Annotated in this window: 18 protein-coding genes; 4 read left to right on the top strand and 14 right to left on the bottom strand. The window is 69.5% G+C overall.

Going from position 1 to position 23,579, the window contains the following annotated elements; genetic code table 11:
- The first annotated feature begins 51 nt into the window (after positions 1-51).
- Positions 52-792 (top strand): IclR family transcriptional regulator, encoded by a 741-nt coding sequence (locus RPX00_RS06480; RefSeq protein ID WP_406638398.1) that lies wholly within the window; start codon positions 52-54, stop codon positions 790-792.
- 4 nt (positions 793-796) lie between these two features.
- On the opposite strand, the gene RPX00_RS06485 is transcribed toward RPX00_RS06480, so the two are convergent.
- The 3 genes from RPX00_RS06485 to RPX00_RS06495 form a co-directional block, all read right to left on the bottom strand.
- Positions 797-1,648: a S1 family peptidase gene (locus tag RPX00_RS06485; RefSeq protein WP_406638400.1), complete on the bottom strand. Its 852-nt coding sequence runs from the start codon at positions 1,646-1,648 to the stop codon at positions 797-799.
- A gap of 376 nt (positions 1,649-2,024) precedes the next feature.
- A complete protein-coding gene (locus RPX00_RS06490) occupies positions 2,025-4,595 on the bottom strand; it encodes an FtsX-like permease family protein (RefSeq protein WP_406642799.1) in 2,571 nt (856 codons plus the stop codon).
- 5 nt (positions 4,596-4,600) lie between these two features.
- Positions 4,601-5,341: an ABC transporter ATP-binding protein gene (locus RPX00_RS06495; protein WP_406638402.1), complete on the bottom strand. Its 741-nt coding sequence runs from the start codon at positions 5,339-5,341 to the stop codon at positions 4,601-4,603.
- 151 nt (positions 5,342-5,492) lie between these two features.
- Between RPX00_RS06495 and RPX00_RS06500 the strand changes: the two genes are divergently transcribed.
- The 3 genes from RPX00_RS06500 to RPX00_RS06510 all read left to right on the top strand — a co-directional run bounded on the left by RPX00_RS06500 (position 5,493) and on the right by RPX00_RS06510 (position 7,620).
- Entirely contained in the window at positions 5,493-6,692 is a 1,200-nt protein-coding gene (locus RPX00_RS06500) for a sensor histidine kinase (RefSeq protein ID WP_406638404.1), read from the top strand.
- Positions 6,680-7,315: a response regulator gene (locus tag RPX00_RS06505; protein ID WP_406638406.1), complete on the top strand. Its 636-nt coding sequence runs from the start codon at positions 6,680-6,682 to the stop codon at positions 7,313-7,315. Before RPX00_RS06500 ends, RPX00_RS06505 begins: the two co-directional genes overlap by 13 nt.
- A 113-nt stretch (positions 7,316-7,428) precedes the next feature.
- Entirely contained in the window at positions 7,429-7,620 is a 192-nt protein-coding gene (locus RPX00_RS06510; RefSeq protein WP_406638408.1) for a hypothetical protein, read from the top strand.
- A 44-nt stretch (positions 7,621-7,664) separates the two neighbouring features.
- Here the strand turns inward: RPX00_RS06510 and RPX00_RS06515 are convergent, their stop codons facing one another.
- From RPX00_RS06515 to RPX00_RS06565, 11 genes are all read right to left on the bottom strand, one after another.
- A complete protein-coding gene (locus tag RPX00_RS06515) occupies positions 7,665-10,967 on the bottom strand; it encodes a serine hydrolase (RefSeq protein WP_406638410.1) in 3,303 nt (1,100 codons plus the stop codon).
- Positions 10,964-11,935: an ABC transporter ATP-binding protein gene (locus RPX00_RS06520; RefSeq protein ID WP_406638412.1), complete on the bottom strand. Its 972-nt coding sequence runs from the start codon at positions 11,933-11,935 to the stop codon at positions 10,964-10,966. The genes RPX00_RS06515 and RPX00_RS06520 overlap by 4 nt, the downstream gene beginning before the upstream one ends.
- Positions 11,932-13,833 carry a dipeptide/oligopeptide/nickel ABC transporter permease/ATP-binding protein gene (locus tag RPX00_RS06525; RefSeq protein WP_406638414.1) on the bottom strand — a complete coding sequence of 634 codons (1,902 nt, stop codon included), beginning with the start codon at positions 13,831-13,833 and terminating at the stop codon, positions 11,932-11,934. Before RPX00_RS06525 ends, RPX00_RS06520 begins: the two co-directional genes overlap by 4 nt.
- 1 nt (position 13,834) lies before the next feature.
- Positions 13,835-14,815: an ABC transporter permease gene (locus RPX00_RS06530; protein ID WP_406638416.1), complete on the bottom strand. Its 981-nt coding sequence runs from the start codon at positions 14,813-14,815 to the stop codon at positions 13,835-13,837.
- Positions 14,815-16,407 (bottom strand): ABC transporter substrate-binding protein, encoded by a 1,593-nt coding sequence (locus tag RPX00_RS06535; protein WP_406638418.1) that lies wholly within the window; start codon positions 16,405-16,407, stop codon positions 14,815-14,817. Before RPX00_RS06535 ends, RPX00_RS06530 begins: the two co-directional genes overlap by 1 nt.
- A gap of 10 nt (positions 16,408-16,417) precedes the next feature.
- A complete protein-coding gene (locus RPX00_RS06540) occupies positions 16,418-17,311 on the bottom strand; it encodes a serine hydrolase (RefSeq protein WP_406638420.1) in 894 nt (297 codons plus the stop codon).
- On the bottom strand, positions 17,308-18,696 hold the full coding sequence (locus RPX00_RS06545; RefSeq protein WP_406638423.1) for a serine hydrolase: 1,389 nt from the start codon (positions 18,694-18,696) through the stop codon (positions 17,308-17,310). Before RPX00_RS06545 ends, RPX00_RS06540 begins: the two co-directional genes overlap by 4 nt.
- A 119-nt stretch (positions 18,697-18,815) precedes the next feature.
- On the bottom strand, positions 18,816-19,703 hold the full coding sequence (locus tag RPX00_RS06550) for a serine hydrolase (protein ID WP_406638425.1): 888 nt from the start codon (positions 19,701-19,703) through the stop codon (positions 18,816-18,818).
- A 176-nt stretch (positions 19,704-19,879) separates the two neighbouring features.
- A complete protein-coding gene (locus tag RPX00_RS06555; protein ID WP_406638427.1) occupies positions 19,880-21,520 on the bottom strand; it encodes a PucR family transcriptional regulator in 1,641 nt (546 codons plus the stop codon).
- An 88-nt stretch (positions 21,521-21,608) separates the two neighbouring features.
- Positions 21,609-22,715: an o-succinylbenzoate synthase gene (gene menC, locus RPX00_RS06560; RefSeq protein WP_406638429.1), complete on the bottom strand. Its 1,107-nt coding sequence runs from the start codon at positions 22,713-22,715 to the stop codon at positions 21,609-21,611.
- A complete protein-coding gene (locus tag RPX00_RS06565; RefSeq protein WP_406642801.1) occupies positions 22,712-23,578 on the bottom strand; it encodes a GNAT family N-acetyltransferase in 867 nt (288 codons plus the stop codon). Before RPX00_RS06565 ends, menC begins: the two co-directional genes overlap by 4 nt.
- Position 23,579: the final 1 nt, after the last annotated feature.

Raw genomic sequence — 23,579 nt, forward strand, 5'->3', positions numbered from 1 at the left:
TGCGGTGAGAGGCAGTGTGCGTCGCCGCGCGCTGGACGTCAAGGGGGTCCGATGGCGGACATGGTCGGCAAGGCGTTACGGGTGCTGTCCCTGCTCGGCGGCTACCCCGAAGGCGTGCCGCTGTCCGAGCTGGCGCGCGCCGCCGGGTATCCGGTGAGCACGACGCATCGGTTGCTCAGTTCCTTGCAGAGCGAGGGATTCGCGCGCAATGACCCGGTGTCGAAGCGGTATTCGCTGGGGCTGCGGCTGTTCGAGCTGGGCCAGTCGGTGTCGCAGGCGCGCGGGTTCGCCGGCGTCGCGCTGCCGGTGATGCAGAAGCTGTCCGCGGAGACCGGCGAGCCGACGCTGCTGGCCGTGCTGGACGGGCACGACCAGGTCTACGTGCACTCGGTACAGGGTTCGCAGCGGCTGCAGATCCGCGGCGAACCGGGTGCGCGCGGGCCGTTGCACTGCACGTCGATGGGCAAATGCCTGGTCGCCTTCGCGCCGAACCGGGACGAGTTGGTCGCTTCGCTGGAGCTGCCCGCGCTGGGGCCGCGCACGATCACCGAGCGGGAGGCGTTCGCGGCGGAGATCGCGGCGGTGCGCTCACGAGGGTTCGCGATCGCCGACGAGGAGCACGAGGAAGGCATCCGGGCGGTCGGCGTTCCGATCAGGACGCCCGACGGGACCGCGATCGCCGCGTTGTCTACTGCGGCACCGGCTTATCGGCTGACAGTCGCGCAGCTTGAGGCGTTTGTGCCTGCTTTGCGTGCTGCTGCGCGGGAATTGGCGGCGTTGCTGCCTCGGTGACGGCTTATCCGCCGATCTGGCCCTTGATCCACGACACCAGCTGGTCCACCCGGGCCGCGGTTTCAATGCCGGGCGAGGGACAGTCCGGACCGAAGTTCTCGACCGCGATGAGCGTGTTCTTTCCCTTCACCGGCACGAAGAACGGCGAGCCCGAGTCGTCCGGGCACGGGCTGTTCTCGACGGTCCGCTTCTTCAGCGGTTCCAGGGTGATCTCGTTCTTGCGCACCTCGTCGACCTGGAAATCGCCGCGCTTGATGTGGTCGGTCTGCACGATGACCTTCGAGGACAGCGAACCCCAGCCGACGAAGGTCGTGTGCTGCCCCGGATCCGGCGGGCCGTCCGGCAGCGCGAGCGGTTCGATGTCGGTGACCGGCTCGGACAGCTTGGCGAGCGCGAGGTCGTTGAGCGCGGACTGGCGCGTGTCCACGATCTTCAGCACGTGCCCGCGCGGATCGGAATCAGTGAGCTTCCCGATCGCGGCGGTCATCGTGTAGTCGGGTTTGCCGCTGACGCGCGTGCCGTCGAGGTCGTGGAAGCAGTGGCCCGCGGTGACGATCCACTCCGGGGCGATGAGCGACCCGCTGCAGCCGCCGGTGCGGACGCCGCCGCCCTTCTCCGGAATGTCCTTTGAGGACAGTTTGACGCTGAACGGGGTGGGATGGTCGGGCAACGCGGGGGCCTGCGTCTTGCCGCCAGCGCCGCCGTTGATCGTGCCGCTGGCGTTGCCCGCGTTGCCGCCGACACCCCGCGCGACAGCCACGTTCGGCACCGGCTTGGCCGTCTCAGCCTCCGCGGTCCGGTGCACGCCGACGTAGGCACCGGCGGCCCCGGCTCCGAGGACCGTAGCTACCGCCACGGCACCCAGCCGAACGCTCGTCCGCTGCGCGGAACGTGACTTTGTGTGCACCACGGCGTCCAAGATAGCGAAGTTGTTAACCCGAATGAGTGAGTGTGCCCGATTAATCCGATGACTGAGGTAGAAACTGACGCCGCCGATACAGGGGGTCGGGGGTTGGTCACGGAATGCTAACGGCGTGTCGGCGTTTTGCCTGGAGGTTGCTCCGTTCGGCCGCCGGGACCGGATTGTGGCGGCTGGTCCCGATCAGTGGGACGGGGTGTGGCTTGGCGGGCCAGCTCCGCCCCAACAGATGTCCGTGAAGGACTCCTTGAGGGAATCTGATTCCCTCAAGGAGTCCTTCACGGACATGGAGCACCGCCCGCAGTGCGAGGGGCTATTCGCGAAGGCCGATGGCGTCGATGGGCTTGGCGCGCAGGGTCACCCGAGTGGACAGTCCGAGCGAGACCAGGCTGAGCAGGAACGCGCCGGCGATGATTCCGCCGAATACGGCGGGCGTTCCGGATGGCAGCGGGGTGCTGCGCAGCGCGAGGTTCAGCAGTACCAACGGGATCGCCGCTACCACGGTGCCGAGCAGGGCTGCTACTCCGGCAGTCGTCAAGGCTTCCAGCCGCATCATTCGGACGACTTGGCCGCGGGTGGTGCCGATCAGCCGGAGCAGGGCGAATTCTCGGGATCGTTGCGCGGTGCTCATCACCAGGGTGTTGGCCACCGAGATCACCACGTAGCCGAGGATTACGCCGACTGCGACCAGGTTCAGGTAGAACTGCTGCTGGCTGGAGGCATTGTCGGCGGCGGTCACGGTGGAGCCGGGCACCACGGTGAGGCCTGGGTAGCGGGCGCTGAGGTCGCGCAGGGCTGCGGTCACCGCGGCGGGGTCCGCGTTCGGGTCTTGGCGCACCAGAACGGAATTGTCCATCCGGTCGCCGGTGTGGGCGCGGGCAAGGTCGGCGGGTAGTACGTACTCGCCAAACGCCTGGTTGTGCGTGTAGACCGCGACCAGTTTTACCTTGGCCGGGCGGCCGTCGGCGAACCAGAAGTCGACCTCGTCGCCGACTTTCTTGTCGTACCAGTCAGCTTCGCCCTTGCTCATCGCGACGGTGTCGCCGCGCAGATCGGCTAGGTTTCCGGACACCACGCCGAGGTCGAGGACACCGCGCACCTGGTCGCCGTTCAAGCCCTGTGCTGGGTACTTCATGACGCGCAACCGGCGTTCCTCCGGGACGGTGGTGACCACGTCGGTGCGGATCACCGACGTTGCCGCCGCGACGCCGGGGATCTGCCGTGCGGCCGCGGCGACTTCCGGGGACAGCGCGCCGGTGGTGCTCGTCAGCACGTGGTCCGCGGTGGTCGAGCGGACCGCTTGTTCCTGTTTCGCGGCGGCGGACGACGTCTGGCTGTAGAACATCGAGATCGCGAACGCGACCGCCAGCATCACCGGTGTCACCGCGGACGCGAGCCGCCGGGCGTTGGCCTGGTTGTTCGCGGCGGCGAGGTAGCCGCTGATCCGGGAGACGCCGGAGTACACCGGGGCGATGAGCCGGGTCATGAAGGCGACCACCTTCGGTCCGAGCACCGAGAGTCCGATCACGACCACCAGCGCGGACATCGACGAGGCGGCGAGCGCGCCGTCGCCGGTCACGTACATCGGGACCGTCGAGCCGCCGAAGCCGAGCACCACCAGCAGCCAGCCGATGAGCACGCGGGTCCGGCCGAGTTCACGACGTTCGACAGCTGCCTCGCCGAGCGCTTCGATCGGGCGGATCGACGACGGACGCCGTGCCGCCGACCACGCGGCCACTCGTGCCGCGCCCAAGCCGAGCAGGAACGCGACGACGAGCGGAAGCGGGCCGATCGCGAGGTCGAAGTCCGGCGGGATGACGCCGATCCCGGCGAACGCGTTGCGCAATCCGTAGCCGACAGCCACGCCCAGTCCGGCGCCGAGCACTCCGGCCGTGACCGCGACCAGCATGGTCTCGGCGCTGATCAGCTTGCGGATTTGCTTCGGGGTGGCCGCGATCGCCCGCAGCAGCGCGAACTCCCGGCGGCGCTGGTTGATCACCAAGGCCAGCGTGCTCGACACGACGAAGATCGCCACCAGGATCGCGAATCCGCCGAAGGAGCCCGCAAGCGCGAGCAGCAGCATCCGGGTTTGGCTCACGTCGAGGAATTCGACGGTACTGCGCCCGACGCCGGTCGTGACCGTGACCCGTTCCCCGCTGACCGCCGCGCTGATGCGGCTTTCCAGGTCGTCCGTGGACACTCCGGGATTGGCCAGCACGCCGATCGCGTGCACCTGGCCGGGTTTTCCGGACAGCTCAGCGGCGCGTTCGGCGGAGAAGAACAATGCCGATTGCCGCGACAGGCCGTTGCCGGATTCGGGCGCGGCGATGCCGGTGACGCGGAAGTCCATCGGGGTGGAGCGGGTCGAGACCCGTACTGTGCTGCCGACCTTGACTCCGCCGCGGGCCGCCAGCTCCGCGTCGAGAACGACCTCGTTCGCCGCGGCGGGAGCGTGGCCTTCGCGCAGTGAGAACGGGGCCAGTGCGGCGGCGTCCCAGTTGTGTCCCCGCGATTGCGTGCCGTTCGGTCCGGTGAGCACCTGGCCGCTGGGCGTCACGACGTTCGCCGGGAAGTTCTGTTCCGGCACCGCTCGGCGCACCCCTGGCACCTCGGCGATCCGGCTGACCAGCGTCTCCGGCACCGTCGTCTGTTCGGTGACCTGCTCGGACTCGCCGAAGTCCGCGCCCGGCGGTTTCGTGGTCTGCACGCCGCCGACCACTACCGGCGCCGCGGCGTAGCGCTGGGTCGGGACTCCGGCGCGCAGCCCGGATTCCATGAGGATGCCGCAGCCCGCGACGAGCGCGGTGCCGCAGAGGATCGCGATGAACGCGCCGACGAACCCGCTCAGCCGGGTTTTCGTCGTCTGCCAAGCCAATGACCACATCGTCGTCACCACTCCCCGAGGTGCGTCATCCGCTCCGCGACCCGTTCCGGGGTCGGGTGCGGGAGGTGGCCGGCGAGCTTGCCGTCGGCGAGGAACAGCACGCCGTGCGCGGCGGACGCGGCGACTGGGTCGTGCGTGACCATCAACACGGTCTGGCCCATCTGGTCGACCACGGCGCGCAACAGGTCGAGCACCTGACGCGCGGTGCGAGTGTCGAGCGCACCGGTCGGTTCGTCGGCGAGGACGACCTCGGGCCGGGTGATCAGCGCGCGGGCGATGGCGACGCGCTGCTGCTGACCGCCGGACAGTTCCGCCGGGCGATGCTCCAGCCGCTTCGCGATGCCGACGCCGTCGACGATCTCGCGCAGCCAGCGCGGGTCCGGTTTCTCGCCGGCCAGCCGCATCGGCAGCGTGATGTTCTGCAGCACGTTCAGCGACGGCAGCAGGTTGTAGGCCTGGAAAACGAACCCGATCCGGGTCCGGCGCAATTCGGTGAGCGATTTCTCCCGCAGCCGGCTGAGTTCGGTGTCGCCGAGCAGGACGCGGCCCGAACTCGGCCGGTCCAGTCCGGCCGCGCAGTGCAGGAAGGTGCTCTTGCCGGATCCGGACGGTCCCATGACCGCGGTGAAGGAGCCCCGCCGGATCTCGGCCGACACCCCGTCCAGCGCGGTGACCGCGCCGTCGCCGGAACCGTAGATCTTGCGTACCGCTTCCAGCTTCAAGGCGTTCGCGCCGCCTGTGTTCATCTTCGTGTCGCTCCTCGGCCCCCGGCGGATTCTCTGTCGCTCCCGAAGCTATGGCGGCGGGTGGGCGGAAACGATCCCGAGCACAGGAGTCTTGGGGGTAGCGCAGGCACCACCATGCCGATGCGCGCGGTGCTGATGGGAAACTGTGCGAGTGAAAAACCGGCTGCGTTCGTGGTGGTCCGGCCTCCGCTATCTGCTGGTCGGAGCCGCGACGTCGTTCCTCGCGATGCTGCTCTTTTTCGCGATGGGCATCGTGCTCGTCACCTGCTTGATCGGTGTCGGGATCCCGGCGCTTCCGGTCGCGCTGAAACTGATCCGCTACCCGCTGCGCTTCGAACGCCGCCGCGCCGCCCGCAGGCTCGGCGAGCCGATCGCGGAGCCGTACGCCGATGTTTCGCCGATCCGCGACCCAGCCAGCCTGCGGGACCTCGCGTGGCTGGCGTTGCACGCCGTGTTCGGCTTCATCATCGGCGTGCTCGCGTTCAGCCTGCCGCTCGGCGGGCTGCGCCAGATCCTCACCGGGATGTTCTGGTGGCTCGTGCCCGGCGGAATCCCCAGTTCGCTGGCGTTCGTCGTGGACTCGTGGCCGCTCGCCGCGCTCTGCGTGTTCAGCGGCGTCGTCATGGTCGCGCTCACGTTCTGGGCCGCGCCGCTGGCCCGCTGGCAAGCCCTGGTGACGCGGGCGCTTCTCGGCCCGCGACCGGGCGCTGGACTCACCGACCGGGTCATCGAACTGACCGCGACCCGGGCTGCCGCGCTGGAGGCGCACGGTGCCGAACTGCGCCGGCTCGAACGTGATCTGCACGACGGCACGCAGGCGCGACTGTCCGCGGTGGTGCTGCAACTCGGCGTCGCCGACCAGCTTTTCGAGCGGAATCCGGACAAGGCAAGGGAATTGCTCGGCAAGGCGCAGGACGCGGCGACCGAGGCACTGGCCGAACTGCGCACTGTCGTGCGGAGCATCCACCCGCCGCTGCTGACCGACCGCGGCCTCGACGGCGCGATCACCGCGCTCGCCGACCGGTGCGCGGTTCCGTGCACTGTGGACGTTCGCAGCAGCGCGCGCCGGCCAGCCGCGGTCGAGGCGGCGGTGTACTTCATCGTCGCCGAAACACTGGCGAACGTGACCAAGCATTCCGGGGCCGAGCAGGCGTCGATTGTGCTCGACGGCACCGTCGACACCCTGCGGATCGCCATCCGCGACGACGGGCGCGGCGGCGCGGACGAAGCACAGGGCAGCGGGCTGGCCGGGATCCGCAAACGCGCCGAGGCTTTCGACGGGACGGTCACGCTCACGAGCCCGCCCGGTGGACCGACTGTTCTGGAAGTGGAGTTGCCATGCGGGTCGTGATCGTCGAGGACGACGCCCTGCTGCGGGAGGGTCTCGTCCTGCTGCTGGACACCTCGGGCATCGAGGTCGCCGCGGCCTTCGACAACACCGACGAGTTCCTCGCGTTCGTCCGCGAGGACCGGCCGGACGCGGTGATCACCGACGTCCGGCTGCCCCCGACGCACACCGACGAGGGCCTGCGTGCGGCCGTCCAAGCGCGACAGTTGCATCCCGGGCTGCCGGTGCTGGTGCTGTCCGCGCACGTGGAAACCGGCTACGCGGCCGAGCTGCTCGCGGACGGCAAGGGCGCGGTCGGCTACCTGCTCAAGGAACGCGTCGGCAAGGTCGCGAAGTTCCTCGACTCGCTGCAGCGGGTCGTCGAAGGCGGCACGGCGATGGACCCCGAGGTGGTGACCCAGATGCTGGCGCACCGCCGCGACCCGCTCGACGCCCTCACCGCGCGCGAACGCGAGGTGCTCGGGTTGATGGCGGAGGGCTACAACAACGCCACGATCGCGGAACTGCTGGTGGTGAGCGACGGGACGGTGCTCAAGCACATCCGCAACATCTTCGCGAAGCTGGGCTTGCCGGAGGACAGCGGACATCGGCGGGTGCTGGCGGTGCTGGCCTACCTGCGGTCGTGAATGGCAATCCCGGTTCTAACCGGGATTGCCACTCACGAGGTAGCGCAGGCACCACCTCGACTCGGGGGTTTACGGCATGGTTGAGCCGCAGTCCGCTCCCTACGGTTTCCGGCATGGAGACTTCCCGAAGCCGCACGCCCGCCGTAACCACCTTGCTGTGGCTGTTCTTTCTCGCCGGAGCGGCTACCAACGTGATCGGCCAGCTAACCGGGATGGACGAGACTTACCGGATTATCGCCAGTGGCGTGGGGGCGCTGTGCCTGGTGCTGCTGATCGTGCGGTTCCTGACCCGGCGCAAGGGCTGATCGCTCGGCAGCTGAGGGGCTGGGCGAACCCAGCCCCTCGAGCCTCAGGCCACCTTGGGCGTCGCCCGTGCGCCGAAGTGCATGTACGGCTCGCCCGTCGGCAGCGTGTAGAACAGCACCGGCGTCCAGAACTGCCCGCCCGGCATCCGGAGCACGAAGAGCGTGTCCGAGACCGCCTCCAGGTCGTACTCCTGGGTCTTCTCCGGCATCAGCTCCGCCAGCGGTCCGGTAATCGTGTACAGCACGCGCAATCCGCCCTCGCGCTCGACCACCTCGAGGTGCGCCCCAGCCCGTTCGTACACGCCGAGGTGGCGGCTTCCGTCCACGGTGACCGGCCTGGCCGGGGGTTCGAGCGGACGCGGCATGGCGACGTCGGCGAGTTCGGCGAAGATTTCCCGGTACAGCTCGACGTACAGGTCCCGCGCGTGGCCGCCGTTGGTCAGCAGCGTGACGGCAAGTCCCGCGTCCGGCAGCAGGCGCAGGAACGCCGACTGCCCGATCGTGTTGCCGTCGTGGCCGATCACGCGGCGTCCGTTCCAGTCGTCGCGGATCCAGCCGAGGCCCCACGAATCGCCGAGGGTGTGCGTATCCGGGAGGTCGACCTGCTTCTCCGCCATGGCCGCGGCCGATTCCGCCGACAGGATCCGCTCGCCGTCCGCCGTCAGGCCGCCGGTGAGGTGCAGGCGGGCGAAGGCGAGGACGTCCTTGGTACGCGCGGTGATCAGGCCGGCCGGTCCGGCCGAGCGGGGCAGCTGCCAGGCGGGAGCCGGGGCCGGGTCCTCGCCGTCCGGCGCGACGTGTCCGACGGCGGCGCGGAACAACAGCGCCTCTTCCGGCAGCGTGACCGTGTGGGTGAGGCCGAGCGGGGTGTACAGCTTGTCCCGCATCGCGGCGTCCCAGGTCTTCCCGGTGAGCTTCTCGATCACCCGGCCGATGAGGACGAAACCCGAGTTGCAGTAGGAGAAAGTCGCGCCGAGCGGGTGGTTCTGCGCGGCGTCCTCCAGCAGGTCGACGAACTTCTCGACGCAGTCGTCGCCGCGGCCGGTGTCGGTGAAGATGTCGCCGTCGATACCGCTGGTGTGGGTCAGCAGATGCCGCATGGTGACGCGCTTGGCGACCTCCGGATCGGACAGCCGCAGCTCGGGCAGCACGTCGGTGATCGGCGCGTCGAGGTTGAGCAGGCCCTCGTCGACGAGCTGCATCACCACGGTCGACGTCCACACCTTGGAGATCGAGCCGATCTGGAACAGCGAGTCCTCGGTGACCTCGACCTTGGTCGCCTTGTTCAGCACGCCGTGGGTCGCGAACACCTCCTCGCCGGTGTCCACGCGCAGGATCCCCAGCGACGCACCGGGAACGTCGTGTTTGCGCGCCAGCTCCGCCAATCGGCGGCTCCAGTGCGCGGCGTCGATCGGCACCCGCGAACCCGCGTACTGCTCGATCCAGTCGACCACGCGCCGGTTGTAGTCGGCGCGGTGCGACGGCGGACCGTCCAAAACGAACAGATGCGCGCCGCCGGGGTAAAGCACGAGCCGGGACGGGACATCGCGCTCGCGCAGCGCGGTGAACCACTGCTCGGCCTGTCCGACCGGGCACCGGACGTCTTCGCCGCCGTGCAGGATCAGCGTTGGCGTGCGGACGTTTTCGACCTGCGCGTGCGGCGACGATTTCTCGTACTTGGCCCACGAGAGCCCGGCGAATTCGTTGACTGCCATGTAATGCCCGCCGTCGGACGTGCCGGCCAGGCTGGTCAAGTCGCTGACCACGCCACCGGCGACGGCAGCGGCGAAGCGGTCGTCGCGGCTGGTCAGGTAGCAGGTCATGTAGCCGCCGTAGCTGTAACCGGTGACAGCAAGGCGGTCTGGGTCGGCAAGACCTTCGGCGACGAGTTGGTCGATCGGTTCGAGGAAGTCCGGCGCGTCCGCGTGGCCCCACGCACCGATCGCCGCGGTGAAGAACGCTTCGCCGTAACCGTCGCTGGCTCGCGGGTTGATCAGCAGCACTGCCCAGCCGCGCGCGGCGAGCGTCTGGTGGTACAGGTGGATCGAGTCCGCCGCGCCGTTCCAGGCGTTGTGCGGGCCGCCGTGGATGTCGATCAGCAGCGGCTGCGGACCGGTGCGCTCGGTGTCGCGGATGAGCCAGCCTTGGACGACGGTGCCGTCGCTGATCGTGAATTCCCGCGACTCGCGACGGAACAATTCCACTTCGGACTCACTGTGCTTCGTGCGCACCTCGACCGAACCCGTGGCGCGGTCGAGGACGGCGACCTCACCGAAGGAATCGGCGGTAGCCAACACAATCGCCGCGCGGTCGCCGACCAAGTCCACTCCGGACACGACGTTATCCTCGCCTGTCAGCACCGCACGAGGTTCGCCACCGGCAATGTCCACTTCATACAGATGTGTGCAGCCGCGGTCGCGGACCGCGAACAACACCGCGTCACCCGCCGCGGTCACCTGCGGCAGCGCGCCCGGGTAGCCGGGGCCGCCGGACATCACGTTGCGGTCGAGGCTGGCGGCCAGGTTGACCGTCTCGCCACCGTCCAGCGGAACGCGCAGCAAGCCGAGATTGCCGGTGACAGTGTCGGTGCGGCCGACCACCAGCAAGGCCTTGCCGTCGGCGGTCCAGTCGGCGGTGCCCGCCATGCCCTTGTCGGTGCCGACCAACCGCGGTTCGGCGTTCCGCTCGGTGACGTCGAGGACGTAGGCGGCGGAACGGAAAGTGAGGTCGGCGTCGGCGTCCAGGGCCGCGGTGAACGCCACGTGCGTGCCGTCGGGCGACCAGGCGGGCTGGCCCGCGTGCCAGTCGCCGAAGGTGCGCTGCTGGACTTCGCCGGTGGCGACGTCGAGGACGTGCACGTGGCTGCGGAGCGTCTTCAGCAGACCAGGGCCGTCGGACTTGTAGTCGAGCCGCTCGGCGACGATCGGCGTATTCGCCGGCGGCGCCTCGACAATCGCGGCGAGATCGATCGCGGCGGAGAACGCGATCTTGCTGCCGTCCGGGCTCCACACCGGTGCGCCCGCGCCGAGCGGGAGCTTGGTGAGCTGCTCGGCCTCGCCGCCGTCCGCCGGGAGGACCCAGAGCTGCGGCGGACCGTCCTGGGCGCGCAGGAACGCGAGCCGGGAGCCGTCCGGGGACCATTTCGGTGCCGCGTCGCCGGTTCCGCGGGTGAGCTGGCGCGCCTCGCCGGAGGACGTGCCGACCGTCCACAGCGCGTCGACGTTCCGGTCTGCCTCCCGGTCCGCAGTCCGGAGCACGTAGACGATCCGGCTGCCGTCCGGCGAAAGCGCGGGCTGGCTCGGCGCGGCGAGGTCGTACAGGTCATCGATGCCGAGACGGCGGGTCATACGCTGGCTCCTTGAGAGATCGCGGGCTCGTGGCCCTGGGATTCACTGAAGTGGCAGGCCGCGGCATGCAGCCGGGGCGCGGCGTCCTCGCCCGGATCGGCCCGGAGGCAGATCTCGCGGTCGCTCCGCACGAGCGGGCCGACCGGGCAGCGCGGGTGGTACCGGCACCCGGCCGGCGGATGGTGCGGATCCGGCGGTTCCGCGTCCGCGGTCGCGCCGGGGTCGAGGTCGAACAGCGACTTGTGCGCCGACGGGGCGGCGTCGAGCAGGTCGCGGGTGTAGGGATGCTGCGGATCGGTGAGCACCCGCGCGGCCGGGCCCGCCTCGACGATCCGGCCCAGGTACATCACCGCGACGAAATCGCTGAGGTAGCGGACCACGGCGAGGTTGTGCGAGATGAACAGCATCGACAGGCCGAGCCGCCGCTGCACCGACCGGACGAGGTTGAGCACCGCGCCCTGCACCGAAACGTCGAGCGCGGAGGTGATCTCGTCGGCGATCAGCGCCTGCGGCTGCCCCGCCAACGCCCGGGCGAGTGCGACGCGCTGCCGTTGCCCGCCGGACAGCTGGCCCGGCAGGTGCGCGGCCCGTTCCGGATCGAGGTTGACCAGCTCCAGCAGCCTGGCGACCTCGGCTTGGCGATCGGTCCCGCGCGGCATGGCTTCGGCGATCGATTCACCGATGGTCATCCGCGGGTTGAGCGAGGAATACGGATCCTGGAACACCATTTGCAGCGGACGCCGGCGCGGCAGCTTCCGCACGTCGACACCGCCGAGCAGCACCCGGCCCGCGCTCACCGGCGACAGTCCGACGGCCGCCCTGGCGAGCGTTGACTTGCCCGAGCCCGATTCGCCGACGAGGCCGACGACCTTGCCCGCCGGGACGGTCAGCGAAACGCCGTCCACCGCGGTGAGCCCGCGCCGTCCGCCGTACCGGACGCTGACCGAATCGAAGACCAATTCGCTCATTCCGCCCCTCCCGCCACAACCGCAGCGCCCGCCGCTTCCGACAGTGCCGCATCCGGATGCCAGCACGCCACCCGATATTCCGGCGTGAGCACAGTCAGCTCCGGGTCCTCCTCACGGCACCGGTCCGTCGCGACCGGGCACCGGCTGGCGAACGCGCAACCGGTCGGCATCTGGTCCGGTTCCGGTGGGCGGCCGGGGATTACCGCGAGCGGCGCGTCCGGATCCGTCTCCAGGTCGAGCGTTGTGGCCAGCAGCGCCCGCGTGTACGGGTGCCGTGGCGTGCCGTCGGCGGGCAGGTCCTCCACGATCCGACCGGCGTACATCACCAGAATCCGTTCGCACGTCTGGGAAACGACCGCGATGTCGTGGCTGATCAGGATGATCGCGGTGTCCCGTTCGGCCCGAGTCTGGGCCAGCAGCCGCAGCAGCTGCCGTTGCACAGTCACGTCCAGCGCGGTCGTCGGCTCGTCCGCGATGATCAGTTTGGGGTCGCCCATCAGGCCCATGCCGATCATCGCGCGCTGCCGCATGCCGCCGGAAAACTCGTGCGGGTACTGTTTCGCCCGCCGTTCCGCCGCCGGGATGCGGACCGCGCGCAGCCGGTCGACCGCGCGCTCGAACGCCTTCGCCCGCGAAAGCCCTTGGTGCTGCTCGGAAACCTCGGCGAGCTGACGGCCGATCCGCCGGGTCGGGTTGAACGACGTCATCGGGTCCTGGAACACCATCGCCAGCGACGTCCCGAGCAGGGTGCGCAATTCGCGTTCCGGCGTGGTGAGCACCGGAGTGCCGGCGAAGTCCAGCCGATCCGCGGTCACCGAGCCGGGCGATTCGATCAGCCGCGACACCGCGAGTCCGGTCAAGCTTTTGCCCGAACCGGATTCGCCAACGACCCCGATCGCCTCGCCCGCGCGCACGGTGAAGCTGACGCCGCGCACCGGCACCGTCCAGCCGGTCGGACGAGGGAAGGCGACTTCCAGATTCTCGACCACCAGCACGGCGTCGTCCGTCGCGACTGGGTCCACTGTGGACTTTCGCCGCACCCGGGGAGTCAACCGTGGCAACCGGGTCCGCACCCCGATGACCCCGGCGACCGTCTCGCCGAAGAGGTTGAACGCGAGCCCGGCGAGGACCACCGCGAGGCCGGGTGCGAGCGCCGCCGCCGGGTTGACATAAATGCCGTTGAGGCCTTCGTTGAGCAGCCGTCCCCAGTCGTAATCCGGGGCCTGCACGCCGATCCCGAGGAACGACAGCCCGGAGAACGCCAGCAGCGAACCACCGGCGCCGATGGTGGCGTTGACCGCCAGCGGTTCCCCGATGTTCGGCAGGATATGCCGGAACAGCAACCGAATCCGGCCCACTCCGGCGACCCGCGCGGCGGACACGAAGTCCCGTCCGGCCACCGAGGCCGACAGCGTCTGGGTCAGCCGCGCGAACTGCGGAGCCAGCGCGAACCCGATCGCCATCACCGCGCCTTGCGTGCCCACCCCGAAAATCACCGCGAAGAACAGCACCAGCAGCAGTCCGGGGAACGCGACCGCGATGTTGATCGCCGCCGTCAGCAGCCTGCCGAGCGGACGCGGCAGCACCGCGGGCAGCATGCCCAGCACGAGACCGGTCGCGACGCCGAGTGCCGCGGCGATCAGCGCCAGCAGCACCGAAAGCCGGGTCGCCACCAGCGCGCGGTAGAAAATGTCGCGGCCCAGTTCGTCGGTGCCGACCCAGTGGTCGGCGGACGGACCCTGGCTGATCGCGTTCGTGTCGACCGCCGAAGCCGCGTCGTGCCACAGGATCGGGCCCAGCACGGCGACCGCGGCCACCAGCACGAGCAGGGCGGCCGCGAACGCGCCGAGCGGGGTGCGCACGGCGGCCAGCCACTGTTGTCCGCGCCGTTTCGCCATCTCAGTTCTCCCGGATCGTCGAACGCGGATCGAGGACCGCCAGCAGGAAGTCCACGACGAGGTTCACCAGCAGCACGCCGATGCCGTACACGAGCACGATCCCCTGCACCAGCGGGTAGTCCTTCTGCAGAATCGACTGCGAGATCGTCGAACCGAGGCCCGGCCAGGCGAAGACGTTCTCCACCAGCACGGTGCCCGCGACCAAGGTGGTGAGCATCATTCCGCCGAGCGTGAGCGTCGCGGTCAGCGCGTTCGGCAGCGCGTGCCGCAGGTAGACCAGCCGGGCGGGCAGCCGTTTCGCCCGTGCGGTGCGGACGAAATCGTTGCCCAGCACGGAAAGCGTCTCCACCCGGACGATCCGGGACAGCGTCGAGGTCGGACCGAGGGCCAGCGCGATGATCGGCAGCACCATCGAACCCGCCCCGTCGCGGCCCGCCACCGTGAACCAGCCGAGCTGCACCGCGAAGAACGCCACCAGCGCCACCGCGACCAGGAACTCCGGGATCGCGGCGAACAGCACCGTGATCGAGGTGAACCCCAGCTCGGCGCCGCGGCGACGGCCGCCGCGGGTCAGCACCGCGAAGGTCAGCCCGAGCGGGATCGCGAGCCCGATGACCACCACGAACGCGGGCAGCGCCAGCTGCAGCGTCGCGGGCAGCCGGTCGGAGATGACGTCGCTGACCGGCTGTCCGCTCAGCATCGACGTACCGAAATCACCGCGGAACAGCCCGGCGAAGTAGTCGAGGTACTGCTGCCACAGCGGATGATCCAGGCCCAGCGCGGCGCGGCGTGCGTTCACCAGCTCGGCCGGCGCGGTCAGGCCGAGCGCCGCGCGTACCGGATCGCCCGGGATCAGCTGGATCATCAGGAACGCCATGGTCACCAGCACCCACAGCGACACCACGAACCGGCCGAGGCGGCGGGCGCCGAAGGTCAGCCATGGGCTGACCTTCGGGCCCGCGACGGCGATGGCGCCGGTCATCAGGAGTACATCCGGATGGACGAGGGCTTCAGGTAACCGTTGCCGAGTTCGAACTTCGCGTTGCTGCCGAAGGTCGGGACCACCGAGTTCGCGAACTGGACGATGTCCTGCTTCGCGTACAGCGCCGATTCCGCGGCCAGCCAGTCCGCGCAACCCGCTTCCCCGGCTTGCGTGGCCGCCTTGGCGACCAGCGCGTTGTACTCCGGGTTCTTGATGTGCGCGAAGTTCGTGCCCTTCGGCGGTTCCCCGCCGGAGACGAACGGCACCAGCTGGCTGGGCAGGGTGAAGCCCAGCGGCGCCATCGAGATGTCCCATTCCCCGGTGGCGAACAACGCCTGGCTGATGCCCGGGCTGTCGACGCCCTTGAGCTTGACGTCGACGCCGACGGCCTTCCAGCCCTGCTGCATCAGCTCCGCGCCGGGGGCCATCGTCGGACCGGCCTGCGTGCCGTAGATCGCGGTCAGCGAGAGCCGCTTCCCGTCCTTCACCCGGATGCCGTCCGCACCAGGCTTCCAGCCTGCCTGGTCAAGGGCTGCTTTGGCCGCCGCGACATCGAACGCGGGCATCTTCCCGGTCGCCGAATCGCCCTCGCACGGCCGGGGTTCGATGGTGACCATGCCCTTGACCGGGGCGCTGCCGTCGCGGGTCAGCACCTTCGCGACCTGCGCGAGGTCGAGCGCCTGCGTCAATGCCCGGCGCATCGCCTGGTCGGCCCCGAACCGGCCGGGAGCCTGGTTGAAGAACAGCTCGCCGAACGGGGAGGTGAGATCGGCGTGGAACAGCCGCTGCGCGCGCAGCCGCTGCTGGTCCTGTCCGTTGATCGGGGCGGCGTTGACCTCGCCGGACAGCAGCAGGTTCGCCGTCGTGGTCATGTTCGGGATGATCCGGACGTTGACCTTGTCCGGCAGGCCCTTCTGCTTCGGATCGAACTGGCCGGGACCCCAGGTGTAGTCCTTGCGCCGGGTCAGCGTGTAGTGGTCGTTCGGGACGATCTCGGACATGGTGAACATGCCGGTGCCGTTCTCGCCCTTGGCGAGCGTCTTCCGGTCGGCCAGCCCCTTGGCGCAGACGATCGGCAGGCCGGAGAGGTTGCGGAGCAGGAACGCGTCCGGGGCCCCGCTGGTGACCTTGACCTTGCCCGCTTCAGCGACCGCCTTCGTGCCGCTCGTGACCGTGACCCCGGCGAGCGGCGATTTGTTCGCCGGATCGCCGATGTAGTTGATGTTCGCCGCCACGTCGTTCGCGGTCAGCGGGCTGCCGTCGGAGCAGGTGATGCCCTTGCGCAGAGTGAAGGTCGCCGTCGTCGTGGTGGCTTCCCACTTCTCCGCGAGCGCCGCCTCCGGCTGCCCCTTCGCGTCGAGGTTGATCAGGCTGTCGTAGAGAAACCCGTCGAGGTTGCGGGCGACCGACAGCACGGTGATCGCCGGGTCGAGCGTCCCCGGATCGGTCGGGATGGCATAGGTGAAGGTCTTGCCGTCGACCAGTTTCTGATTCGCGGTCCGGTCCGTCCCGGATTGCGCTGATCCCCCGCACGCGCTCACGGTCAAGGCCACCACGCCCGCCATCGCGGCGGTGAGCCGGGCAGTTTTCATGGGATTTCTCCTATGGGGTCGCGCTCTGGAGGTGGTCGATCGCCAGCCGGGCGGCGGCGCCGATGGACGCGTCGACCGCGGGAAGGCGGTCTTCGAGCGAATGCGCGCGAGTGAACACCGCGACCGCGAACCGGCGGCCGTCCCCCAGGGTCACCACGCCTGCTTCATTGCGGATTCCGGGCAGCGTCCCGGTTTTCGCCGCGATCCGGACGCCGGACGGGAAGCCGGACGACAGCCGGTGCGGCCAGATCTGCTGTGCCATGATCGTGCGAACCCGTTCGCAGGCCTCGGGTTCGCCCGCCCGGTCGGTCCAGATCGCGTCGAGCAACGTCGTGATCTCGCGCGGCGTGGACGACGTGGTGCGTTCCGGGTCCCGCACCGAAAGCTTGTCCAGCTGCTCCGGCGTGGCATTGCCCAGCAGGGCTTCGAGATCGGAATCCGGGGTGCCGCCGAGATCCGCGACGACGGACGCGAACAGGTCCTCGCAGCAGCCGATCAGCCGCGTGCGGGCGAGGCCGAGATCGCCCAGCACGCGGTCCACGGTTTCCTGGCCCAGCCGGTGGTAAAACACGTCGGTCGCGGCGTTGTCGCTCATGGTGAGCATGAAATGCGCGAGGTCGCGCCAGCTCATCTCGACGTCGTCGGCGCAGCCCGCGGTGCCGATCCCGCCGATCCGGTACCGCGCGGTCACCTTGGTGCGTTCGGTGTCGTCCAGCCGTCCGGCCGCGACCTCGCGGGCGTAAGCGACCGCTACCGGGATCTTGAACACCGACGCGAGGACGACCGGGTCGTCCCCGCCCGCGGAGACTTCGGGACCTTGCACGCCGATTTCCCGTGCGTGCAGGAATCCTTCCGCGCCAGCGTCGGCGAAGACGGCCTCGATCTGTGCGCGGACCTCGCTCACTTCGCGACCCGTCGGTCGGCGCGTCCAGTGTGGATGAACTGCGCGCGGCCGGTTCCGTCGTCGCCGACGAACGCGTGCGCCATGTAGATGCCCGGAACCTGCGGAACCATCGCGACGAACGTGTCGCCCTTGCACGGCAACAGTTCCTCCTTCCCCGAGGGCGCGCCGATTTCGGCGAAGATGCCCTTCGGGGTGCGCTCCATCCAGAGCTTGCCGTCTTCCTCGGTGACGACGGTGTCAGCGACCATCGACGAGTACTCGCCCACGTACCGGGACAGGTCGGCCGGAGCCTCGGCGGGATTCGGCTCGGGCAGCGGCGGAACGGTGACGCCGGCGAGTTCGTCCAGCAGTTTGGTGAAGATCTCCTGGTACACGTGCATCGGCTGGCCGCCGTTGGTCAGCAGCGCGATCGCCACGCCCTGCTCAGGCACCACGCGCAGGAAGGCCGACTGGCCGATGGTGCCGCCGTCGTGGCCGATCACCTTGCCGCCGTCCCAGTCGAAAAGCATCCAGCCGAGACCCCAGTGGGCCGACATGACGCCGAGGTAGGGCACCGCCGTCTGCGGTTCGCGCATCGCGAGCAGCGACTCCGGCAGGACCACCTGGGTGCCGTCGTCGGCCTTGCCCTCGTTCAGGTGCATCCGGACGAAGGTGAGCAGGTCGCGCGGGCGCATCGCGAGCGTCGAACCGGCAGGCGAGTTCGAGCGGGTGAGCGCCCAGACCGGCGCGGGCACCGGGTCCTCGTCCGGTTTCGGGGAGACGTGGCCGATCGCGGCGCGGTAGCGGATCGCGTCGTACGGGCCGGACGCCGCGTGGGTCAGGCCGAGCGGGGCGAAGAGGTGCTCGCGCACGCAGTCGTCCCAGCATTTGCCGCGCAGCACCTCGACGACGCGGCCGAGCACGCAGTAACCGGCGTTGTTGTAGGAGAACCGCTCGCCGGGCGGGAAAAGCTGCGGCACGTCGGACAGCGTCGCGACGAGCTTTTCCACGCAGTCGTCGCCGGGTCCGGTGTCGGTGAAGATGTCGCCCTCGAAACCGGCGGTGTGACAGGTCAGCTGACGGACGGTGATCGCGGCCGCGGCTTCCTCGTCGCCGAGCGCGAACTCCGGCAGGTAGTCGCGCACCGGCCGGTCGAGATCGAGGCGGCCCTCGTCGACGAGCTGCATGGCCAGCGTGGTCGTCCACACCTTGGTGATCGATCCGATCTGGAACACCGAGTCCACAGTGGACTCAACGCCGGTGCCCTGGTTCACCACGCCCGCCGCGTGGTCGATCACCTCGCCGTCGGCGAGCACCGCGATCGCGGCTCCGGGAACCTGATGTTTCGCGAGCAGCGCGGCGAAATTCTCCTGAAGCCAGGTTTCGATTTCGGAAATTTTCGACATGGGCACCTTCTGTCCGGGGGAGGGTGGACCGGCGTTTCGGAAATGCTAGGACCGTGGCGGACGTCACTAGTTCGTCCGGACCGAGGAGAGCGCGAGGAAAGTTCCTCCGCTCCGACGAATCAGGCCGCTCGCAGCGACTCCACCGCCGTCGCCGCGGCGAACCCGATGAACGCGTCCCGCTCGGGCACCCGGGAACGGGAATCCTCGGCGCGGGTGAACACCGCGACCGAGTACCGGCCGCCGTCCGGGTACTCGACCACGCCGACCTCATTGCGCACGGCAGGCAGCGTCCCGGTCTTGCCACTGGTGCGGATCCCGTCGTCCGGGAACCCCGAACGCAGGCGGTGCGGCCAGACCTGCAGTTCCATCCAGCGCCGGACGTCCGCGCACGCCTCCGGCGCGGCCGCCTCGTCCCGCCAGATCAGGCCGAGCAGCCGGGTCATCTCGGCGGCGGTGGTCCGGCGGGATTTCTCCGGTTGCAGCGCGCGCAATCCGGAAACCTGTTCGTAGGTCAGTTCGGCGAGCGCGCGTTCGTCGTCCTCGTACGAGACGCCGAGGTCTTCGCCGATGGTGGCCAGCAGTTCGCCGCAGTCCATCGACACGACCGTTTGCGTCAATCCGAGACGCCGTAACGTGCTGTTCACCGCGTCCTTGCCGACCTCGGCGAGAATCAGGTCGGTGGCGACGTTGTCGCTGATTCCGATCATCAGAATCGCCAAATCGTGCCAGGACATCAGGACTTCGTGCCGGAAGGTGGCGAGACCGTACGGGCTCGGCGTCGGATGCCCCGGCTTGACGGAAATCCGGGTGCCGAGATCGAGTGTCCCGTCGGCGGCTTGGCGGGCGAGTTCGAGCGCGATCGGGACCTTGAACACCGACGCGGGGACGACCGGGACGTCCTCGCCGATGCCGAGGCTGCGGGTGCCGTCGACCTCGGCGGCGTGCAGCCGGACCTCGACGCCGACCTCCTTGGCGCGGCGGGCGATCGTTTCGGATGCGGTGGCCATGACCCTCCTGTCTACTGTGGACTTCTCCGGCAGCAGGCAGGAAGTTCTTGGTGCGCCCCGGAAACCGCGCTGGTCCGGCCTGCCGATTTCCCATTGTGTGGGAGGTCGGCCGCCCCGGGGTTGGTGCGATCGCAGGAAGGTTGCGCGGCGTTTCCCGTCAGGAGAGCAAGACGGGCTCAGACTTCCTCGGGTTTTTCCACCCGCGGCAGCAAATGCAACTGCACCATCGCCGCGAACCGGTCGCCCGGATCGTCGAGATCGATGCCGCCGACCTCGGCGAGCCGGCGCAACCGGTACCGGAAGGTGCTCGGATGCACGTACGCGGCGGCCGACGCGGCACTGATGTCCCCGAACGAATCGAGCCAGCACCGCAGCGTGTGCACCAGCTGGGACTGATGTTTGGTGTCGTACTCCAGCAGCCGCGCGATCGGCCCGGTCGCGACGTCGCCGCGCGCCGCGGAAAGATCGGCCAGCTCCAGCATCAGTGCCTCGATGTGCGCGTCCTCGGAGGTGATCACCCGCTTCGAACCGCCGTTGGTGAGCAGCACCCGCAACGCGCGATCAGCCCCGTCGCGGGACGCGTGCAGCCCGGAACCGTCGAGCGCCAGCGGGCCGATGCCGATCGCCGCGGCGACCCGGCGGCCGGTGCGCTCCAGGAAGGTCGACGCGACGCGGACCGAGCGTTCGCGGCAATCGCCGTGGTTCCCGGGCATCGGGACGATGCCGTACGCGACATCGCCGACCAGCGCTACCGCCGATCGGGGCTGAACGGCGCTGAGGTGCATGGCGAACGCGTCGGCGACCCGTTGCCGCTCGGCGACCAGCCGGATGTCGTCGTCGGGCGCTTCGAGCAATCCCATGGCGAGCACGATCGTGGGCTGCCCGAGCAACCCGAGCCGCGCGATCGCTTCCTGCGCGCCGGAACCGCCTTCGAGCGCCGTGCTCACCAGATCGGCCCGCAGCCGGCGTTCGACGTCGGCGCCCGCACGCAGTCGAAGCATATGCAGCGCAACGATTTTCGAGGCGTCGATCAAGGCCGCAGTGCGTTCTTCACTTAGCTCTTTGTCGACAGCGGCCCAAATCGACCCGAGGATCTCGTCACCGGCCCGGACCGCGAGCGCGGCCCGGATCATGACGATCTTCTTGTCGTAGCCTTCGCCCGGATAGACGTAGACCGGACCCTGGTCGCGGTAGAGCCGCTCGAAAATGCCGTCTTTTTCCAGCTGGCGAGTGAAGCGTTCGGGCACCTGGCGGCCGAGGATCGTCTCGACCCGGGAGGGATCGGCCTCGTCCTGACGGCCGGAGAACGCGAGCACGCGCGAGTTGCGGTCCTCGATGGTGACCGGGGCGTCGAGCAGTGCGGCGACGGCGTTGGCAAGCGCGAAAAGGTCGCCGGACGGCATCCCGCCGAGGGTCTGCGGGGACACGTCGCCGACGTCGCCCTCGGCGAGCAGCGTGCGGAGCATGGCGGCCAACTGCGCCCACGACGCGCCGCTGGCGAGCCCGAGCAGCGCGACCCCGGATGCACTGGCCGCCCGGGTCAGCTCCGGCGAGGCGGCGACCGGCGACCGCACGACCAGCGCGGCGGCCCCGCGCGCCGCGACCGTGTGCAGCAGCTGCCCGATCTCGGCGGATTCGCGCACGCCGACCCCGAGCACCACCGCCTGTGCCGGGAACTCGGCGTCGTCGTGCGGGTCGTGGATCACCACGCCGCCGAGCTGCCGTCGCGTGTCGCGGCCGACCGCGACCGGCTCGAGGAGCACGTCCCCGAGCGCTTCGAGGACGCGTCCCAGACTCGTGTGCGGTTTGCTCGGCACCGGTGTCAGCACCCCCGAAGGTAGATCCGGCCTCGCCCGGACCGGCTGGTCCGATCCGACCAAATCTACCTCCGGAATTCGTAGCGGGCTACGAACCGATCCACACCTTTTCCGAGGTCACCTCGTCCAGCAGATCCGGAATCGGTGCGACGCCGAGGCCCGGTCCGGTCGGCACCGGAAGGTGGCCGCCGGACAGCACGAACGGTTCGGTGATGTCGGTCCGGTAGAACCGGTCGGACGCCGAGGTGTCGCCGGGCAGGGTGAAGTTCGGCAGCGAGGCCAGCGCGACGTTCGCCGCCCGGCCGAGGCCGGTTTCGATCATCCCGCCGCACCACACCGGGATCCCGTGCGCCGCGCACACGTCGTGCACCCGCCGCGCCTCCAGGTAACCGCCGACGCGGCCCGGTTTGATGTTCACGATCTGGACCGCGCCGAGCTTGATCGCGTCCGCTGCCGCGCGCGCCGACACGATCGACTCGTCGAGGCAGATCGGCGTCTGGATCCGGCGCGCCAGTTCGGCGTGGCCGAGCACGTCCTCCTCTTCCAGCGGCTGCTCGATCAGCAGCAGGCCGAACGGGTCGAGGCGGGCCAGCTGCGGCGCGTCGCCGAGGGTGTACGCGGTGTTCGCGTCGACCTGCAGCAGCACGTCGTCGCCGAAGCGTTCGCGGACCGCGCGCACCGGCTCGACGTCCCAGCCGGGCTCGATCTTCAGCTTGATCCGCACGTAGCCCTCGTCGAGGTACCCGCCCACGACGTCGAGCAGCTGCGGAATCGTGTCCATGATCCCGACCGAAACGCCGCACGGCACGGAATCGCGCACCGAACCCAGCTCGGCGGCGAAAGACCGTTCGTGCGCACGGAGTTCGGCGTCGAGCACCGCCATCTCCAGCGCGCCCTTGGCCATCCGGTGGCCCTTGAACTTCGCCAGCAGCGGCGTCACCTTCGCCGCGGTAATGTCGTCCTCCGCCAGCAGCGCTGGCACCAAGTGGTGGCGCAGCACGTGTTCGGCCCCGTCGTTGTACTCCGAGGAGTACAACGGCCCGGCCATCGTCACGCACTCGCCCCAGCCCTCGCCGGTCGGCGTGACCGCGCGCAGCAGCAAGAGTTCGCGGACGGACTGGGTGCCGAACGAAGTCCGGAACGGGGCGACGAGCGGCATCTGCACCCGGCGCAGTTCCACACCGCTGAGTTTCACTGCTCCTCCTTGGAAATCACGTAAAAGCCGGCTCGGTCGAAGCCGGTCACCCGGCCCCCGGCGGCCATCAGCCCGCCGAGCACTTCGCGCAGCGCGGCCCGCCAGGCGGCGGCTCGGCCGGGATCGGTGGTGCGCAGGCCTTCGATGTCGGGCGGGACCGCGACGAGCGTTACCGGGCCCTCGGCGGAACCGGCGGCTGGGCCACCGTCCGCGGCCACTTCAAGGGCCACCGTCGCACCTTGGTCGAGCAATGCCTTGGCGTCCGTGCGGATCGGCTCGCCGAACGCCGCGTTCCGCACTGCCGGGCTGGTCAGTTCCCAGGACACCATCAGCCGGTCGGTGTCGCCCGAACCGTTGATCCCGTCCGTCATCGGACCGTAGAAATCCCGCAGATAACGCACCGGAAGCGCGCCGAGCTTGCCGAGGTTGAAATACGCGTTGCGGCGGACCAGTGGGTCAAAAGTCCATTTGACCGCCGAGACCTCCTGCTCCAGCGCCCAGCCCCGTTGATGCAATTTCAGCGCATAGCCAATTCCACGCCCCGCACCGGCCTTGGCGACTCCGGCGATGTGACTGTGCAGGCTGCCCTTTCCGGGATTGCCGAAGAATCCGACGCACGCGCCGAGCAGTTCACCGTCGGCAAAAGCGCCTGCCACGTAATTCCCCGCCGACGAAAGCGCGCGCAGCAGCTCCGTCGTCACCGGGCGAGTGCCCGGCGCGGACCGCCAGATCGTCTCGAACAGCACTCCGACCGCGGTCATTTCCGCGATCTCGGTGATTTCCCGGACTTCGACCCCCGAGGCGACGGCGGCCGCCCGCGCGGCCTCGACCGCTTCCGCCGCGACGGGTCTTTCCGTGTTCATC

This window comes from Amycolatopsis sp. WGS_07 (genome assembly GCF_045278895.1).
GTDB lineage: Bacteria > Actinomycetota > Actinomycetes > Mycobacteriales > Pseudonocardiaceae > Amycolatopsis.